The 16,905-nt window shown below is 68.0% G+C and carries 12 protein-coding genes; 11 read left to right on the forward strand and 1 reads right to left on the reverse strand.

All coding sequences use genetic code 11. The annotated features are described in order from the left end of the window. Nucleotides 1–22: 22 nt before the first annotated feature. From grpE to prfB, 11 genes are all read left to right on the forward strand, one after another. On the forward strand, nucleotides 23–523 hold the full coding sequence (grpE, locus tag ACK4SG_RS11105; protein WP_409601817.1) for a nucleotide exchange factor GrpE: 501 nt from the start codon (nucleotides 23–25) through the stop codon (nucleotides 521–523). A gap of 100 nt (nucleotides 524–623) precedes the next feature. Beyond that, a complete protein-coding gene (gene dnaK / locus ACK4SG_RS11110; protein WP_409601818.1) occupies nucleotides 624–2,543 on the forward strand; it encodes a molecular chaperone DnaK in 1,920 nt (639 codons plus the stop codon). 68 nt (nucleotides 2,544–2,611) lie between these two features. Then, nucleotides 2,612–3,751 (forward strand): molecular chaperone DnaJ, encoded by a 1,140-nt coding sequence (dnaJ, locus tag ACK4SG_RS11115; RefSeq protein ID WP_409601819.1) that lies wholly within the window; start codon nucleotides 2,612–2,614, stop codon nucleotides 3,749–3,751. Nucleotides 3,752–3,912: 161 nt separating this feature from the next. Then, on the forward strand, nucleotides 3,913–6,132 hold the full coding sequence (locus tag ACK4SG_RS11120; RefSeq protein WP_409601820.1) for a DUF1631 family protein: 2,220 nt from the start codon (nucleotides 3,913–3,915) through the stop codon (nucleotides 6,130–6,132). Nucleotides 6,133–6,185: 53 nt separating this feature from the next. Then, entirely contained in the window at nucleotides 6,186–6,899 is a 714-nt protein-coding gene (locus ACK4SG_RS11125) for a 4-hydroxy-tetrahydrodipicolinate reductase (protein WP_409601821.1), read from the forward strand. A 114-nt stretch (nucleotides 6,900–7,013) separates the two neighbouring features. Then, complete coding sequence (gene carA / locus ACK4SG_RS11130) at nucleotides 7,014–8,159, forward strand: glutamine-hydrolyzing carbamoyl-phosphate synthase small subunit (protein WP_409601822.1); 1,146 nt, start codon at nucleotides 7,014–7,016, stop codon at nucleotides 8,157–8,159. Beyond that, nucleotides 8,152–11,400, forward strand: a complete 3,249-nt coding sequence (gene carB, locus ACK4SG_RS11135) for a carbamoyl-phosphate synthase large subunit (RefSeq protein ID WP_409601823.1) — start codon at nucleotides 8,152–8,154, stop codon at nucleotides 11,398–11,400. Before carA ends, carB begins: the two co-directional genes overlap by 8 nt. Before the next feature lie 11 nt (nucleotides 11,401–11,411). Then, nucleotides 11,412–11,876, forward strand: coding sequence for a transcription elongation factor GreA (greA, locus tag ACK4SG_RS11140; protein ID WP_409601898.1), 465 nt, complete (start codon nucleotides 11,412–11,414; stop codon nucleotides 11,874–11,876). Nucleotides 11,877–11,883: 7 nt separating this feature from the next. Continuing rightward, nucleotides 11,884–12,804 (forward strand): phosphoglycerate mutase, encoded by a 921-nt coding sequence (locus tag ACK4SG_RS11145; RefSeq protein ID WP_409601824.1) that lies wholly within the window; start codon nucleotides 11,884–11,886, stop codon nucleotides 12,802–12,804. Next, nucleotides 12,801–14,483 (forward strand): single-stranded-DNA-specific exonuclease RecJ, encoded by a 1,683-nt coding sequence (gene recJ, locus ACK4SG_RS11150; protein WP_409601825.1) that lies wholly within the window; start codon nucleotides 12,801–12,803, stop codon nucleotides 14,481–14,483. Before ACK4SG_RS11145 ends, recJ begins: the two co-directional genes overlap by 4 nt. Nucleotides 14,484–14,536: 53 nt before the next feature. Then, a protein-coding gene (gene prfB, locus ACK4SG_RS11155) for a peptide chain release factor 2 (protein WP_409601826.1) occupies nucleotides 14,537–15,665 on the forward strand; the annotation gives its coding sequence in 2 pieces (ribosomal slippage) (nucleotides 14,537–14,611 and nucleotides 14,613–15,665; 1,128 coding nt in all). 171 nt (nucleotides 15,666–15,836) lie between these two features. Here the strand turns inward: prfB and ACK4SG_RS11160 are convergent. Continuing rightward, a complete protein-coding gene (locus ACK4SG_RS11160) occupies nucleotides 15,837–16,874 on the reverse strand; it encodes a GGDEF domain-containing protein (RefSeq protein WP_409601827.1) in 1,038 nt (345 codons plus the stop codon). Nucleotides 16,875–16,905: the final 31 nt, after the last annotated feature.

Consider the following 16,905-nt stretch of genomic DNA (forward strand, 5'->3'; position numbering starts at 1 on the left):
GCCGCGACAGTGAGCCGTGGACATGACCAACGAACCAACGCAGGACGTGAACGAGGAAAGCGCCGAGGCGGCGCAACAGGACGAGTTGGAGACGCTGCGCGCCGAAGTAGAGCAGCTCAGGGCGCAGTCGCTGCTGGAGCGCGCCGACCTTGAGAATCAGCGCAAGCGGTTGGCCCGCGACATCGAGCAGGCCCGCCGGTTTGCCAACGAGCGCCTGCTGAGCGACCTGCTGCCGGTATTCGACAGCCTGGACGCCGGCCTGGCGGCTGCGGGCGAGGGCGACGCCCTGCGCCAGGGGCTGGAGCTGACTTACAAGCAATTGCTGAAGGTGGCTGCCGACAACGGCATGACCCTGCTCGACCCCACGGGCCAGCCGTTCAACCCGGAGCAGCACCAGGCGGTCAGCCAGGGCGAAGCCGACGGCGTCCCGCCGGGCCACGTCATCAACGTCTTCCAGAAAGGCTACATGCTCAATGGGCGCCTGCTGCGCCCGGCATTGGTCATCGTGGCCAAGCACGACTGAAGCACATGCCGCGCGGCCCTTGAAGGCGCGCGCGGCACCCCCAGATAGCAGGCATGGGCGCACGGCGCCACCAGACATCCAGAACCTAAAGGACATCACCATGGGCAAGATCATCGGCATCGACCTGGGCACCACCAATTCCTGCGTCGCCATCATGGAGGGCGGCAAGCCCCGCGTCATCGAAAACAGCGAGGGCGACCGCACCACACCTTCCATCGTCGCCTGGACCAAGGACGGCGAGGTGCTGGTGGGCGCATCGGCCAAGCGCCAGGCGGTCACCAACCCGAAGAACACGTTCTATGCGGTCAAGCGCCTGATCGGCCGCAAGTTCACCGACGCCGAAGTGCAGAAGGACATCGGCGTGGTGCCGTATTCCATCGTCCAGCACGACAATGGCGACGCCTGGGTGGCGCTGGCCGACGGCAAGAAGCTGGCCCCGCAGGAAGTCTCCGCCAAGGTGCTGGAGAAGATGAAGAAGACCGCCGAGGCTTTCCTGGGCGAGACCGTCACCGAGGCGGTCATCACTGTGCCGGCCTACTTCAACGACAGCCAGCGCCAGGCCACCAAGGACGCCGGCCGCATCGCCGGTCTTGACGTCAAGCGCATCATCAACGAGCCCACCGCCGCCGCGCTGGCCTATGGCCTCGACAAGGGCGACGGGAAGGACCGCAAGGTTGCCGTGTATGACCTGGGTGGCGGTACCTTCGACGTGTCGATTATTGAAATTGCCAACGTCGATGGCGAGAAGCAGTTCGAGGTGCTGGCCACCAACGGCGACACCTTCCTGGGCGGCGAGGACTTCGACAACCGCGTCATCGACTATCTCGTCGAGGAGTTCAAGAAGTCCGACGGCGTGGACCTTCGCAAGGACCCGCTGGCCCTGCAGCGCCTGAAGGACGCGGCCGAGCGCGCCAAGATCGAGCTGTCGTCGAACCAGCAGACCGACGTCAACCTGCCGTACATCACCGCCGACGCCAGTGGCCCGAAGCACCTCAACATCAAGCTCACCCGCGCCAAACTGGAAGCGCTGGTCGATGACCTGATCAAGAAGACCATCGAGCCCTGCCGAATCGCGCTGAAGGATGCCGGTCTGACTCCGGCCGATATCAGCGAAGTGATCCTGGTCGGTGGCCAGACCCGCATGCCCAAGGTGCAGCAGGCGGTGGCCGAGTTCTTCGGCAAGGAGCCGCGCAAGGACGTCAACCCGGACGAGGCGGTGGCCATTGGCGCCGCGATCCAGGGCGGCGTACTGGCGGGCGACGTCAAGGACGTGCTGCTGCTCGACGTGACCCCGCTGAGCCTGGGCATCGAGACCCTGGGCGGCGTGTTCACCAAGATCATCGAGAAGAACACCACCATCCCGACCAAGGCCTCGCAGGTGTTCAGCACCGCCGAAGACAACCAGTCGGCCGTGACCGTCCACGTGCTGCAGGGCGAGCGCGAGCAGGCCCGCTACAACAAGTCGCTGGCCAAGTTCGACCTGACCGGCATCGAGCCGGCGCCGCGCGGCATGCCGCAGGTGGAGGTGAGCTTCGACATCGATGCCAACGGTATTGTCCACGTCACCGCCAAGGACAAGAAGACCGGCAAGGAGCAGAAGGTCGAGATCAAGGCCGGCTCGGGCCTGTCCGATGAGGAGATCCAGCGGATGGTGGCCGATGCCGAAGCCCATCGCGAGGAAGACAAGCGCTTCCACGAGCTGGTGCAGGCACGCAACCAGGCCGACGCGCTGATCCATTCCACCCGCAGCGTCATCAAGGACAACGGCGACAAGCTGCCGGGCGACGCCATTGGCCGTGCCGAGGCTGCCATCGCCGAGCTGGAGGTCGCGATCAAGGGCGACGACAAGGCCCAGATCGAGGCCAAGGCGAAGGCGCTGGAAGAGGCCAGCCAGGCCCTGCTGGCAGCCGCCGCGGCTGCTGGCCAGCAACAGGCAGGGGGCACTGCCGACGCCGGCAAGCCGGCCGATGACGTGGTGGATGCCGAGTTCACCGAGGTCAAGGACGACAAGAAGGCCTGATCAGCCGATAGGGATGCGACGGGCAGGCCGGTGGCCTGCCCGTCGTCATGGAAGATTTCAGGTGGCCTATGAGCAAACGCGACTACTACGAAGTGCTGGGCGTGTCCCGCAACGCCAGCGACGAGGAACTGAAGAAGGCCTACCGTCGCTGCGCGATGAAGTACCACCCGGACCGCAACCCCGGCGACAAGGCCGCCGAGGCCGCCTTCAAGGAGTGCAAGGAGGCCTATGACGTGCTGAGCGACGGCGGCAAGCGTCGCCTGTACGACCAGCACGGCCACGCCGCCTTCGAGCATGGCATGGGGGGCGGCAATGCCGGCCCCGGCTTCGGCGGCTTTGGTGGCGCCGACATGGGCGACATCTTCGGCGATATCTTCGGAAATATTTTTGGCGGTGGCCGCCAGCAGGGGCCGCGCCGCGGCGCCGACGTGGGTTATGTGATCGAACTGGATCTGGAAGAAGCCGTGGCCGGCATCGAGAAAGAGATCCACATCCCCACGCTTGCCACCTGCGAGCCATGCAAGGGCAGCGGTTCGGAGGATGGCAGGGTCGAGACCTGCACCACCTGCCAGGGCCGCGGGCAGGTCCGCATGCAGCGCGGTCCGTTCATGATGCAGACCCCGTGCCCGCACTGCGATGGTGCCGGCAGGACCATCGTCACCCCGTGCAAGCACTGCAACGGCAATGGGCGGGTCGAAGAGGACAAGACGCTGAAGGTCCGCATCCCGGCCGGTGTGGACAATGGCGACCGGATCCGGTTGGCCGGCGAGGGCGAGGCCGGGCCCGCAGGTGCCCCCCCGGGCGACCTGTACGTGGACGTGCGGGTGCGGCCGCATGCGATCTTCGAGCGCGACGGCGACGACCTGCACTGCGAGGTGCCGATCCGCATTTCCCAGGCCGCGCTGGGCGACACCGTCCGCGTGCCGACGCTGGGCGGCGAGGTGGAGCTGCGCATTCCTGCGGAAACCCAGACCGGCCGCGTGTTCCGCCTGCGTGATCGCGGCGTGAAGTCTGTGCGCAGCCGCCAGCCGGGCGATCTTTACTGCAAAGTGGTGGTGGAGACCCCGGTCAACCTCACGACCGAGCAGCGCGAACTGCTGGAGCAGTTCGAGGCGACGTTCGTGGGCGAGGGCGCCCGCCGCCATTCTCCAAAATCCAGTACGTTCCTTGACGGCGTGCGCGGTTTTTGGGATCGCATGGTGTCCTGAATCCGGCCGCCGGCCCGTGCTGGCGCCGGCATCCGGCCGACCGACGGCAGTGTCTGTCGTCTGTGCGGGATCTCCTGTGTCGGAACCATGACGGCGGTCAACGATTGCGCCGTTCGATTCCAATACTGTAAGCCTTGGGTCATTCCCTCCCAGGCCTTGCCATGTCATTCCGTTCCCCCGCGGAATCCCCGATTCCCTCATCGGCGCCGCCCAACGGGCCGCTGCTGGACGCGCTGCAGAAACACGTATTGGATCGCTGCGGCCCGGCGCTGGACAGTGCGCTGTCCGATCTGGACGATTACCTTTTCGACCGCAGCCAGGCCGGCGAGGAAACCCTGGGCCTGATGGCCTTGCGCGAGATGCGTCGTGCCCGCGCAAACATCCTGCAGCATTTCAAGCAGGCGCTGATCGACCGCTTCCGAGCGCTGCGCGACTGGCGCCAGGGAGTCAGCGAGGGTGGCGTCGCCGCGGGTCTGAGCCTGCTTTCCGAGGAGGATCTGGAAGAGCAGCTTGCGATCGAGCAGCTGGCGGCATCGGTACTGCGAACCCATGCGCCGGCCTACGAGATTGCGGCCAAGCGGCTTTCCGCGGTGGCCGGGCAGGGCGAGCTGCCGCCACGCGAGAACCCGCTGGCTCCGATGTTTCTGGCCGCTGCGCTGGGGCGTGCCATGGGCAAGCTGGCGCTGGATGCCGAGCTGCGCATCGTGGTGTTCAAATTCTTCGAGCGCGAGCTGGATGCCGCGCTGGGTGAAATCTACGAACGTTGCAACGCATTGATGGCTTCGGCTGGCATTCTGCCTGAGCTGCGTGCCGCAAGCCGCGGGACAGTTCGCCCGTCCCGTGCGCCCGGATCGGCAACTGCATCCGCAGCGGCGTCCTCCACGCTGGCCGCCGAGTCGCGCATGCCGGCCCATGAGCATGCGGCGGGGATGTCGATCAGCCCGGCGGATCAGGCGGCCTTTGCCAACATGCTGGGCCTGCTCCAGGGCTGGCGATCGGCCACCGGCGTGGCACCTGCCGCCGGAGCGGCGCCAGCAGGGCCGGCATTGCCGACCCAGGACCTGCTGTCCATCCTCTCGCTGATGCAACACGAAGGCGCTGCGCAGTTCACCCCAGCAGGCGATGCGGAGCAGTCGCTGGCGGGTCAATTGCGCCAACAGATGGCAAAAAGCGCGCGCAAATTGGGGGTTGCGTCCGACAACCTCAATCTCGACGGGCTGGACGGCGACGCCGTCGACCTGGTGGCGTTGCTGTTCGACGTCCTGCTGGATGGGCCGCAGTTCGATTCCCACATCCGCCAGATGATCGGCCGCATGCTGGTGCCTTACGTGAAAGTGGCGGTGAAGGACCGCCGCATGTTCCTGTTCAAGGAGCACCCGGCACGCCGCCTGCTCAACACCGTGGCCGAGGCCTGCGAGGGCAACCGCGGCGAGGCGCCGCAGGAGCGCGAGCTGCTGAATCACGTGGACCACACCATCGATCGCCTGGTAGCCGAATTCAACGAGGACGTGGCGATCTTCGAGACGCTGGAGCAGGAGCTGCGGGCCTACATGGCGCAGCACCGCAAGCGGTTCGAGCTGGCAGAGCGCCGTACCGCCGAGGCGCAGCGCGGCCGCGAGCGGCTCGAGCACGCGCGCCGGGTGGCCGACGAGGACCTTGACCGCCTCCGTGCCGGGCGCGACCTGCCGCCGGTGATCGGCGAATTCCTCGCCCGGCACGCCCGTCACCACCTGACGCAGGTTGCGTTGCGTGAGGGGCGCGGGACACCCCGTTATGACGCAGGACTGAAAACCGTTGAGGGCCTGCTGGCGGCGTTCGACCATGCCGGTCCCGGCGAGTCGCCAGATGCACCGATCGACCTGCCCGAAGCCGGCCTGCACGAAATCCTCGGCAGCGTGGGCTGCCTGGGCGAAGCGGCGCAGGCGGCGATCGACGCGTTGCGCGATGCACTGGTGCGTCTGCGTTCCGGTGAGGCTGCGCTGGACGATGATGCCCGGCTGCCGCCGCAGCTGGTGGTGCCGGAACCGCAGGCCCCTGCGCCGGAGCCGGAGCCGCAGCTCGAGGTGGTGGCCGGTACCGCGGGGCTGGATTTCGATGCCGCGATGCTGGAGCGCATCCGCCAGCTGAAGATCGGTGACTGGATCCAGCTGGCTTCCGCCGACGGTCATTTCGCGCCGGCTAAGGTGTCGTGGATCAGCCCGATCTCCTCGCGCCTGCTGCTGGTGAACCGGCGTGGCATCCGCGTGCTGGTCGCCTCGGTGGAAGAGCTGGCGGTGATGGCCAAATTGGGCAAGGTCACGTTGCGCGAAAGCAATACGGCCTTCGAAAATGCCATGCATCAGGTGGCCGGCCGGCTGCAGAGTGTGGTCAGCCGCGCCTGAGCCTGGGGGCTGCGCGGCTTGCTACGGCGGGGCGTGCCGGCTAGCCTGACCGGATGACGACACCCCCGGTACGACTGCTGGTCCATGGTGCTACGGGCAGGATGGGGCAGGCTTTGTTGCGCCTGTGCCGCGACGAGGCCATTGGCAGTGAGGTGGTTGCCGCCGTTGCACGCACGGTGGGTGCTCGCGTGGTCGATGGCGTACCGCACTTCACGTCGGCCGAGCTGGTCGGCGTACCGCCCTTCGACGTGGCCGTCGATTTCAGCCTGCCGCCAGGCTTCGAGGCGGTGCTGGCCCTGTGTCAGGCGCGCGGCGCGGCACTGGTATCCGGCACGACGGGGCTGTCCGACGGCCAGCAGGCAAGGCTGGATGCCGCGGCCGCGTCGATACCGTTGGTCTGGGCCAGCAATTTCAGTCTGGGCGTGGCGGTGCTGCACGACCTGGTGGAACGGGCGGCGCGGGTATTGCCGGGCTGGGACTGCGACATCGTCGAAGCCCACCACACCCGCAAGCTGGACGCCCCCTCCGGCACGGCCCTGACCCTGGGCGCCGCGGCACAGGCCGGTGGCGCGAAGCCGCATTACGCCTCGATCCGTGCGGGCGACATCGTCGGCGAGCATCTGGTGCAGTTCGCTGCGGCCGGCGAACGCATCGAATTGATCCACCGCGCCACCGATCGCGACATTTTTGCGCGCGGCGCGCTGCATGTGGCCATGCGCGTGCACGGGCGTGCCCCTGGCCGCTACCGCGTCGCCGACCTGCTCTGAAGGCTGGCGCCCGGCGCCGCGCGCCGGTACAATCCCGGCTCGCCTGAACCCCCTCGCTCCGAACCGGTCACTCCGTTTCGGCGCTTTCTTGCAACCTGACGCAAGGCGACGCACTTGATCATTCCCGCCATCCTCGCGCTTGAAGACGGTACGGTCTTCGAGGGCATTTCCGTGGGCGCCCCCGGCCTGTCCGTGGGCGAAGCGGTGTTCAACACCGCCATGACCGGCTACCAGGAAATCCTGACCGATCCGTCCTACGCCCGCCAGCTGGTCACGCTGACCTACCCGCACATCGGCAACACCGGCTGCACCGGCCAGGACGACGAGGCCGCCAAGGCCTGGGCCGCCGGCCTGATCGTCCGCGACGTGCCGCGCCGGCCCAGCAACTGGCGCAGCCAGATCGCGCTGCCCGACTGGCTGAAGGCACGCGGCATCCAGGCCATTGCCGGCATCGATACCCGCAAGCTGACCCGCATCCTGCGCGAACGTGGCTCGCAGAGCGCCGCGCTGCTGGCGGCCGAGCGCCACGACGAAGCGCTGGACGTCGAGCATGCGATCGAAGCGGCGCGCAAGTTCCCCGGCCTCAGCGGGATGGACCTGGCGAAGGTGGTCAGCACCGATGCGCCGTACCGCTGGACCGAGGGCCAGCTGGACCTCGACCGCAACGCCTTCGTCGCGACGTCGCCGCGCTTCAAGGTGGTGGCCTACGATTTCGGCGCGAAGCGCAACATCCTGCGCATGCTGGCCGAACGCGGCTGCGACGTGCACGTGGTGCCTGCACAGACACCGGCGAGCGAGGTGCTGGCGCTGCGCCCGGATGGCGTGTTCCTGTCCAACGGCCCCGGCGACCCGGCGCCCTGCGACTACGCCATCGCCGCGATCCGTGAATTCATCCAGGCGAAGATCCCGCTGTACGGCATCTGCCTGGGCCACCAGCTGCTGGGCCTGGCGGTTGGCGCGCGGACCATGAAGATGCCCCACGGCCACCACGGCGCCAACCACCCGGTGCAGGACCTGGACAGTGGCCGCGTGATGATCACCTCGCAGAACCACGGCTTCTGCATCGATGAGTCCACGCTGCCGGCGAACGTGCGGGTCACCCACCGTTCGCTGTTCGACGGCACCAACCAGGGTATAGCGCTGACCGACGCGCCGGCCTTCAGCTTCCAGGGTCACCCGGAAGCCGCGCCCGGCCCGCACGACGTGGCCCCGCTGTTCGACAAATTCATCGCGCTCATGGAGCAGAACACCAATGCCTAAGCGCACAGACCTTACGACCATCCTCATCATCGGCGCCGGCCCGATCGTCATCGGCCAGGCCTGCGAGTTCGACTACTCCGGCGCGCAGGCATGCAAGGCGCTGCGCGAGGAGGGTTACCGCGTGGTGCTGGTCAACAGCAACCCGGCCACGATCATGACCGACCCGGACATGGCCGATGCGGTCTACATCGAGCCGATCAACTGGCAGACCGTCGAGAAGATCATCGCCAAGGAGCGCCCGGACGCGCTGCTGCCCACCATGGGCGGGCAGACCGCGCTGAACTGCGCGCTGGACCTGGCCGACCACGGCGTGCTGGAGAAGTACGGCGTCGAGCTGATTGGCGCCAAGCGCGACGCCATCCGCATGGCGGAGGACCGGGAGCTGTTCAAGCAGGCCATGTCCGAGATCGGCCTGGACAGCCCGAAATCGGAGGTCGCACGCAGCTACGAGCAGGCGGTGGCCATCCAGGCGCAGGTCGGCTTCCCGACCATCATCCGCCCGTCGTTCACCCTGGGCGGTAGCGGCGGCGGCATCGCCTATAACCGCGAGGAGTTCGAGGAAATCGTCAAGCGCGGCCTCGAGCTGTCGCCGACCCATGAAGTGCTGATTGAAGAGTCGGTACTGGGCTGGAAGGAATACGAGATGGAAGTAGTCCGCGACACCGCGGACAACTGCATCATCGTGTGCAGCATCGAGAACTTCGACCCGATGGGCGTGCACACCGGCGACAGCATCACCGTTGCGCCGGCGCAGACCCTGACCGACAAGGAATACCAGCGCCTGCGCGATGCCTCCATCGCGGTGCTGCGCAAGATCGGCGTCGATACCGGCGGCAGCAACGTGCAGTTCGGCATCAATGCCCAGGACGGTCGCGTGGTGGTGATCGAGATGAACCCGCGCGTGTCGCGGTCCTCGGCGCTGGCCTCCAAGGCCACCGGCTTCCCGATTGCCAAGGTCGCCGCCAAGCTCGCCGTTGGCTACACGCTGGACGAGCTGAAGAACGAGATCACCGGCGGCAAGACGCCCGCCAGCTTCGAGCCGAGCATCGATTACGTAGTGACCAAGATCCCGCGCTTCGCGTTCGAGAAGTTCCCGGCCGCCGACGCCCGCCTGACCACCCAGATGAAGTCGGTAGGCGAGGTGATGGCGATCGGCCGTTGCTTCCAGGAGTCGCTGCAGAAGGCCTTGCGCGGGCTGGAGACCGGCAAGACCGGGCTCGATCCGACCGGGCTGGACCTGGCCAGCGAAGACGGCCTGCTGGCGCTGCGCCGCGAGCTGAAGGAGCCCGGCCCGGAGCGCATCTTCCACATCGCAGATGCGTTCCGCGCCGGCATGAGCGTGGAGGACGTGCACGCGCTGTCGTTCGTGGATCCGTGGTTCCTCGACCAGATCGAGGAGCTGATCGACGCCGAAGTGGATGTCGTCCATCGCGGCCTGGACGGGCTGGACGGCAAGCGCCTGCGCGCGCTCAAGCGCATGGGCTTCTCCGACGCCCGTATCGCCCGCCTGGCCGGCACCAACGAGACCGCCGTGCGCGCCCTGCGCAAGGCGTTCGGCGTGCGGCCGGTGTACAAGCGGGTGGACAGCTGCGCCGGCGAGTTCGCCACCGGCACCGCCTACCTGTATTCGACCTACGAGGACGAGTGCGAGGCTGCGCCCAGCGACCGCAAGAAGATCATGGTGCTCGGTGGCGGTCCCAACCGCATCGGCCAGGGCATCGAGTTCGATTACTGTTGCGTGCACGCGGCCCTGGCCCTGCGCGAAGACGGGTACGAGACCATCATGGTCAACTGCAACCCGGAAACCGTGTCCACCGACTACGACACCTCTGACCGCCTGTACTTCGAGCCGCTGACGCTGGAGGACGTGCTGGAGATCGTGGAGCTGGAAAAGCCCTGGGGCGTGATCGTCCAGTACGGCGGCCAGACCCCGCTGAAGCTGGCGAAGGCGCTGGAGGCCAATGGCGTGCCGATCATTGGCACCTCGCCGGATTCCATCGACCTGGCCGAGGACCGCGAGCGCTTCCAGAAGCTGGTCGATGACCTGGGCCTGAAGCAGCCGCCGAACCGCACCGCGCGCAGCCCGGAGGAAGCGCTGGCCCACGCCCGCGAGATCGGCTACCCGCTGGTGGTGCGCCCCAGCTACGTGCTGGGCGGTCGCGCGATGGAAGTAGTGCATGCCGATGCCGATCTTGCCCGCTACATGCGCGAGGCGGTGAAGGTGAGCAACGATTCACCGGTGCTGCTGGACCGCTTCCTCGACAATGCCGTGGAAGTGGACATCGACGTGATCGCCGACCGCAACGGCAATGTGCTGGTGGGCGGCGTGATGGAGCACATCGAGGAAGCCGGCGTGCATTCCGGCGACTCGTCCTGCTCGCTGCCGCCGTATTCGCTGTCCGCGCGGACGCAGGAACGCCTGCGCGAGCAGGTGGTAGCGCTGGCCAAGGCGCTGCACGTGGTCGGGCTGATGAACACCCAGTTCGCTGTGCAGGTGGGCGTGGCAGAAGGCGACGAGGCCGACACCATCTACCTGCTGGAAGTGAACCCGCGCGCCAGCCGCACCGTGCCGTTCGTCTCCAAGGCGATCGGCCAGCCGCTGGCGAAGATCTCGGCGCGCTGCATGGCCGGGATGACGCTGGCGGAGCAGGGCGCCACCAAGGAAATCGTGCCGTCCTACTACTCGGTGAAGGAGGCGGTTTTCCCGTTCGCCAAGTTCCAGAACGTCGATCCGATCCTGGGTCCGGAGATGCGCTCCACCGGCGAGGTGATGGGCGTGGGCCGCAGCTTCGCGGCCGCGTTCGCGCGCGCCGAGGAGGCCGCCAACATCCGCGCGCCGCAGCCGGGCAAGGCGTTCATCTCGGTACGCGACCCGGACAAGGCGCGCGTGCTGGACGTGGCCCGCACCATGCTGTCGCGCGGGTTCAGCCTCGTCGCCACCCGCGGCACAGCCGACTACCTCACCGCCCACGGCGTCGCCTGCGAGCGCGTGAACAAGGTGGCCGAGGGCCGTCCGCACATCGTCGACCTGATCAAGAACGGCGAGATCAGCTATATCGTCAATACCACCGAAGGGCGGCAGGCCATCGCCGACTCCTTCTCGATCCGGCGCGAGGCCTTGCAGGCACGCGTCACCTATTCCACCACCGTTGCGGGTGCGCGCGCCTTGCTGCACTCGCTGGACCACCGCGGCCAGGGCGATGTGCTCTCGCTGCAGGAACTGCACAAGGAGCTGGCATGAGCCGTGCCCCCATCACCGCCAAGGGCGCGCAGCGTCTGCGCGCGGAACTTGAAGAACTGAAGTCGGTCAGGCGCCCCGCCGTGATCGAGGCGATCGCCGAGGCACGCGCCCATGGCGACCTGAAGGAGAACGCCGAGTACCACGCCGCGCGCGAGCAGCAGGGCTTCATCGAAGGCCGCATCAAGCAGCTGGAGGCGGAGCTGTCGCATGCCCAGATCATCGACGTGTCGAAGCTGGATGCCGGCGACAAGGTGGTGTTCGGTGCGACCGTGGTGGTGGTGGACTGCGAAACCGACGAAGAGAAGACCTACCAGATCGTCGGGGACCTCGAGGCCGACATCAAGCAGGGTCTGATCGCGATCTCGTCGCCGGTCGCGCGCGCCCTCATCGGCAAGAACGAAGGGGACGCCATCACCATCGAGGCGCCGGGCGGCACCCGCGAGTACGAGATCGTCTCGGTCGCCTACAAGGGCTGAGGCATTCGTGCGGTTGACCCTGCTGCTGCCGGTTACGGCGCGGTTCGCCGGCCTTCCGCTGCCACCCGCGCTGGCGCAGGCGCTGGGGCGGGCGGACCGCGCGCAGCACGATGCGGGGGAATCCGCGCAACTCGCCCGCCACCTGACGTTGCTGCCGCAAGGCTGGCCGGCGGCGGCGTTGACGCGCCTGCTGGACACGGGCGAGGACGACGCGCGCCAGGGCGCCTGGCTGCGCGCCGATCCCGCCCACGTCCGCCCCGACATCAACGGCGCGCGCCTGTTGGGCGTGGGCGCGACCGTGGGCATAGACCAGGCCGATGTCGAGGCCTTGCTGCCGGCGCTGCGGCCGCTGTTTGGCGATGCCGGCGTCCAGCTTGATGCCCCGCATCCGGCGCGCTGGTACCTGCGGCTGTCGCCGGGCACGCCGCTTCCCGATTTTTCCACGCCGGATCAAGCGCTGGGCGACGACGTGTTCGACCATGCCCCCCGCGGTGAAGCGGCGCGCCGCTGGCGGGCACTGGAGAGCGAGGTGCAGATCACCCTGCACAACCATCCGCACAACGCGGCGCGCCTGGCGTCCGGGCGGGTGCCTATCAACAGTCTGTGGTTCTGGGGTGGCGGGGTGTTGCCCGATGCGGTGTCGGCAGCCCTGCCGACGGTCCTGTCCGATGATCCCGTCGTACGGGGCGCGGCCCGGCTCGGCAAGTTGCAGGGCATGCCGCTGCCTGTCTCGCTGCCGACCAACGGCGACGCGCTGGTGGACCTGCGCGGGCAGCGCGATGGTCGCGCCCTGATCGAGCGTTGGCTGCTGCCGTCGCTTGCGGGCGGGGAGGTGATCTTGGATTTCGCCGATGGCGTGGTCTTTGCGTTGCGTCCGGGGCAACGCTGGCGTTTCTGGCGGCGGCCGCTGGCGGTATTGGCGGCATGAGCGTGGTCCGTCGCATCGTCCGACGTCCCGCGGTGGAGCCCACGGGCGACTGGCCCGCGCATTGGCCCGAGGTGCTGCGGCGCGTGCATGCAGCGCGCGGCAGCGACGCACGCGCCGCAATGCCGCGGCTGGTGGATCTGCTGTCGCCGTCCGGCCTGCTAGGCATCGACGCCGCAGTGGCGATGCTGCGCGACGCCATCGCCCACGATGCCCACATCCTGGTCGTGGGCGATTTCGATTGCGACGGCGCCACCGCCTGTGCGGTCGGCGTGCGCGGCCTGCGCCTGCTGGGCGCGCGCCGGGTCTCGCACGCGGTGCCCAACCGCATGGTCCACGGCTATGGCCTGACGCCGGGCCTGGTGGAAGAACTGGCGACGCTGCAGCCCGATCTGGTGGTCACGGTGGACCACGGCATCGCCTGCCATGCCGGCATCCAGGCGGCCAAGGCACGCGGCTGGCAGGTGCTGGTGACCGATCACCACCTGCCGGGCCCGACCTTGCCGCCGGCTGATGCCATCGTCAATCCCAACCAGCCCGGCTGTGGGTTCGGCAGCAAGGCGCTGGCCGGTGTCGGGGTGGTCTTCTACGTGCTGCTGGCGTTGCGCGCCGCGCTGGGCGCGAAGGTGGACCTGTCCGTTCTGCTGGATCTGGTGGCGGTGGGAACGGTGGCGGACATGGTGCCGCTGGACGCCAACAACCGGGCCCTGGTCGGCGCCGGCCTGCGTCGGTTGCGCGCAGGGCAAGGTTGTGCGGGGCTGCGGGCACTGGTCGAGGTGGCTGGACGTCGCGATGCCACCCTGTCCACGACCGACATCGGGTTTGCCATCGGCCCGCGCATCAATGCCGCCGGCCGGCTGGAGGACATGGGGATCGGCATCGCGTGCCTGCTCACCGACGATGCGCGGCAGGCGCGCGAGCTGGCCGCGATCCTGCACGGCATCAACGACGAGCGCCGTGCCCTCCAGGCGGACATGCAGGACGTGGCCGATGCGCGGCTGGAGGGTATCGATGCCACCCATGCCGCCTGTCTGTTCGATCCCGACTGGCATCCGGGCGTGGTCGGGCTGGTGGCGTCCAAGCTGAAGGAGCGCCTGCACCGGCCGGCCATCGCGTTCGCACCCGCGGAGCCGGGCAGCGACCTGCTGCGCGGGTCGGCGCGTTCGATTCCCGGGTTCCACATCCGCGATGCGCTGGCGCTGGTGGATGCGCGGCATCCCGGGCTGGTGCCGCGCTTCGGCGGCCACGCCATGGCGGCGGGCCTGAGCCTGCCGCGCGACGCCTTTCCCGCCTTCCGCGATGCCTTCGTGCAGGTCGCGCGGGAATGGCTGGCCCCGGCGTTGCTGACCGAGGACCTGCACAGCGATGGCGTGCTGGGGCCGGCCGACCTGCACATCGACAACGCGCTGGCGCTGCGCGATGGCGGCCACTGGGGGCAGGGCTATCCCGAGCCGCTGTTCGATGGCGAGTTCGCGGTGCTGGACTGGCGCGTACTGAAGGACAAGCACCTCAAGCTGGAGCTGGATGCCGGCGGGCGCCGCTGCAACGCCATCCAGTTCAACGGCTGGACCGGCGAGCCGCCCGGCCCGCGCGTGCACCTGGCCTACCGGCTCATGCCGGACGACTACCGGGGCGGGGATGCGGTGCAACTGGTGGTGGTGCATCGGGAGCCGGCCGCCTGAGTGCGGTCGGGCTGGTAAGATAGGCGGCTGTTTTTCCCGCGAACCGATTTGCCATGATCGAGCTCAATCCCATCCGAGCCCGCATCGCCGACCTGACCGGTCGGCTGGATGCGCTCCGGGGGTATCTTTGACTACGACGCCAAGCGTGAGCGCCTGGAAGAAGTCGAACGCGAACTGGAACATCCCGACGTCTGGAACGATCCCGCCCGCGCGCAGGCGCTGGGCCGCGAGCGCTCGATGCTGGACAAGACCGTCAATGGCATCCGCAGCCTGACCGAGGGCCTCTCCGGCGCCAGTGAGCTGCTGGAACTGGCGGAGATGGAAGACGACGAAGAGACCGCGCTGGCGGTGGTGGCCGACGTCGACCGCTTCCAGAAGGGCGTGGAGCAGATCGAATTCCAGCGGATGTTCTCCGGCAAGATGGACAGCTGCAACGCGTTCGTCGACATCCAGGCCGGTGCCGGTGGCACCGAGGCGCAGGACTGGGCGGAGATGCTGCTGCGCATGTACCTGCGCTGGTGTGAGTCGCGCGGCTGGAAGACCGAGCTGCTGGAAGTCAGCGGCGGCGACGTGGCCGGCATCAAATCAGCCACCTTCCGCGTCGAGGGAGAATATGCCTACGGCTGGCTGAAGACCGAGATCGGCGTGCACAGGCTGGTGCGCAAGAGTCCGTTCGACTCCGACAATCGTCGCCACACCAGTTTCACCAGCGTGTTCGTCTCGCCCGAGGTGGACGACGACATCGACATCGAGATCAATCCGGCCGATCTCAAGACCGACGTGTACCGTTCGTCCGGTGCGGGTGGCCAGCACGTGAACAAGACCGAGTCGGCGGTGCGCATCACCCACGTGCCGACCGGCGTGGTGGTGGCCTGCCAGACCGAGCGCAGCCAGCACGCCAACCGCGAGCGCGCCATGCAGATGCTCAAGGCCAAGCTGTACGAGCTGGAAGTGCAGAAGCGCAACGTGGAGAAAGATGCGCTGGAGGCCAGCAAGTCCGACATTGGCTGGGGCAGCCAGATCCGCAACTACGTGCTCGACCAGAGCCGGATCAAGGATCTGCGCACCGGCATCGAACGCAGCGACACTCAGAAAGTGCTGGATGGCGACCTGGACGAGTTCATCGAGGCCAGCCTGAAATCCGGCCTGGAAGCCGGCGCCAAGCGCACCGACGCGGCCTGAGCCACCTTTGCTGCCATCTGTGCGCCTGCCGGCCCGCAATGGGATTGGCAGGCGCGTCGGTTGGGCAGGCGGATCGATATCCCGTGTTCAAGTCCGGATGGGCGGAGGGCTTGCGGTCCACTGATTCGTCCAGGATGGACCGACTTCGGCCCTACCTGATGCCGGTGTGGATCAGCCTTGCGCGCGCAGGGCGCGCAGGCTGCGGGCCCGGGCCATCTCCGGGGCGCCTTTGACCAGCCGTGGCACGCTGGACAGGACGGTGACCAGGCCGGTCGCGGCGTCCGGTTGCTCCAGCATGGCCTCGGCGGTGGCTTCGTCGGGCAGGTCCGTACACCAGTAGCCCACCCAGGCATCACGGTGGCGCTTGGCGGCATACAGGGCCCGGTCGGCCAGCCGCAGGGCGTGGTCCCAGCGTCGGCTGGGGCTGCCGCTGCCATCGGCATGCAGTGGAATGGGGGCCAGCCCCAGCGACACCGTGACCACCCGCTTGCTGTGGGCGGTCTCGAAGGTGTAAGCCATCGCCCGGCGCAGGCGCGCGGCCACCTGCTCGGCCTGTTCGCGGGTGAGGCTGGCGCAGGCAACCAGGAACTCCTCGCCGCCCCAGCGCGCCACCAGGTCGGTGGGACGGCAGGCGGACTTCAGGCGCGCCGCCATGGCCGCAAGCACCTGATCGCCAGCGGCGTGGCCGTAGCCGTCATTGATCTGCTTGAAATGATCCACGTCGATCAGGAACACCACGTGCCGGGCATCCGTCGGGGTGGGCTGGCTTGCGAGTGCATCCAGCATGCGGCTGGCCGCGTGGCGGTTCTTCAGGCCAGTCAACGCATCCACTTCGCTCAGGACACGCAGTTCCAGATGACGCCTGCGCAGCCACAGCACGGCGCCGCTGACCAGCGCCAGCAGCAGGGTCAGTACGGCGATGGCTGCCACGTAGGCCAGCTGGCGCTTTTCGGCCTGCAGACGCTCGATCTGCCGGGCCTGCTGCAACCGTTCCAGGGCGCGTCCGGTGGCATCGATCCGGCTGCGCGCCTGCAGTTCAGTCAAGGCCTGCGCCTGCTGGTGCAGGCGGCTGTGCAGGCTCAGGCACTGGCTGAGCTGCTCGGCTGTGGTCTGCGCGGGTCGGACTTCCGGGGCGGCGGCAGGCACGGCGGGGATCAACAGTGCCAGCATCAGCAGCGGGGCAAGGCGCAGGGTGGCAGGGGCTGGCATGGCGTCGGACTACTGGGGGGTCTCATCGACG

This window comes from Thermomonas sp. (genome assembly GCF_046293095.1).
In the GTDB taxonomy this organism is placed as follows: domain Bacteria; phylum Pseudomonadota; class Gammaproteobacteria; order Xanthomonadales; family Xanthomonadaceae; genus Thermomonas.

Excerpts from the sequence above, each read along its gene's own strand:
- grpE (WP_409601817.1), top strand. The coding sequence starts at position 23 with ATGACCAACGAACCAACGCAGGACGTGAACGAGGAAAGCGCCGAGGCG.
- dnaK (WP_409601818.1), top strand. The coding sequence starts at position 624 with ATGGGCAAGATCATCGGCATCGACCTGGGCACCACCAATTCCTGCGTC.
- dnaJ (WP_409601819.1), top strand. The coding sequence starts at position 2,612 with ATGAGCAAACGCGACTACTACGAAGTGCTGGGCGTGTCCCGCAACGCC.
- ACK4SG_RS11120 (WP_409601820.1), top strand. The coding sequence starts at position 3,913 with ATGTCATTCCGTTCCCCCGCGGAATCCCCGATTCCCTCATCGGCGCCG.
- ACK4SG_RS11125 (WP_409601821.1), top strand. The coding sequence starts at position 6,186 with ATGACGACACCCCCGGTACGACTGCTGGTCCATGGTGCTACGGGCAGG.
- carB (WP_409601823.1), top strand. The coding sequence starts at position 8,152 with ATGCCTAAGCGCACAGACCTTACGACCATCCTCATCATCGGCGCCGGC.
- recJ (WP_409601825.1), top strand. The coding sequence starts at position 12,801 with ATGAGCGTGGTCCGTCGCATCGTCCGACGTCCCGCGGTGGAGCCCACG.
- ACK4SG_RS11160 (WP_409601827.1), bottom strand. The coding sequence starts at position 16,874 with ATGCCAGCCCCTGCCACCCTGCGCCTTGCCCCGCTGCTGATGCTGGCA.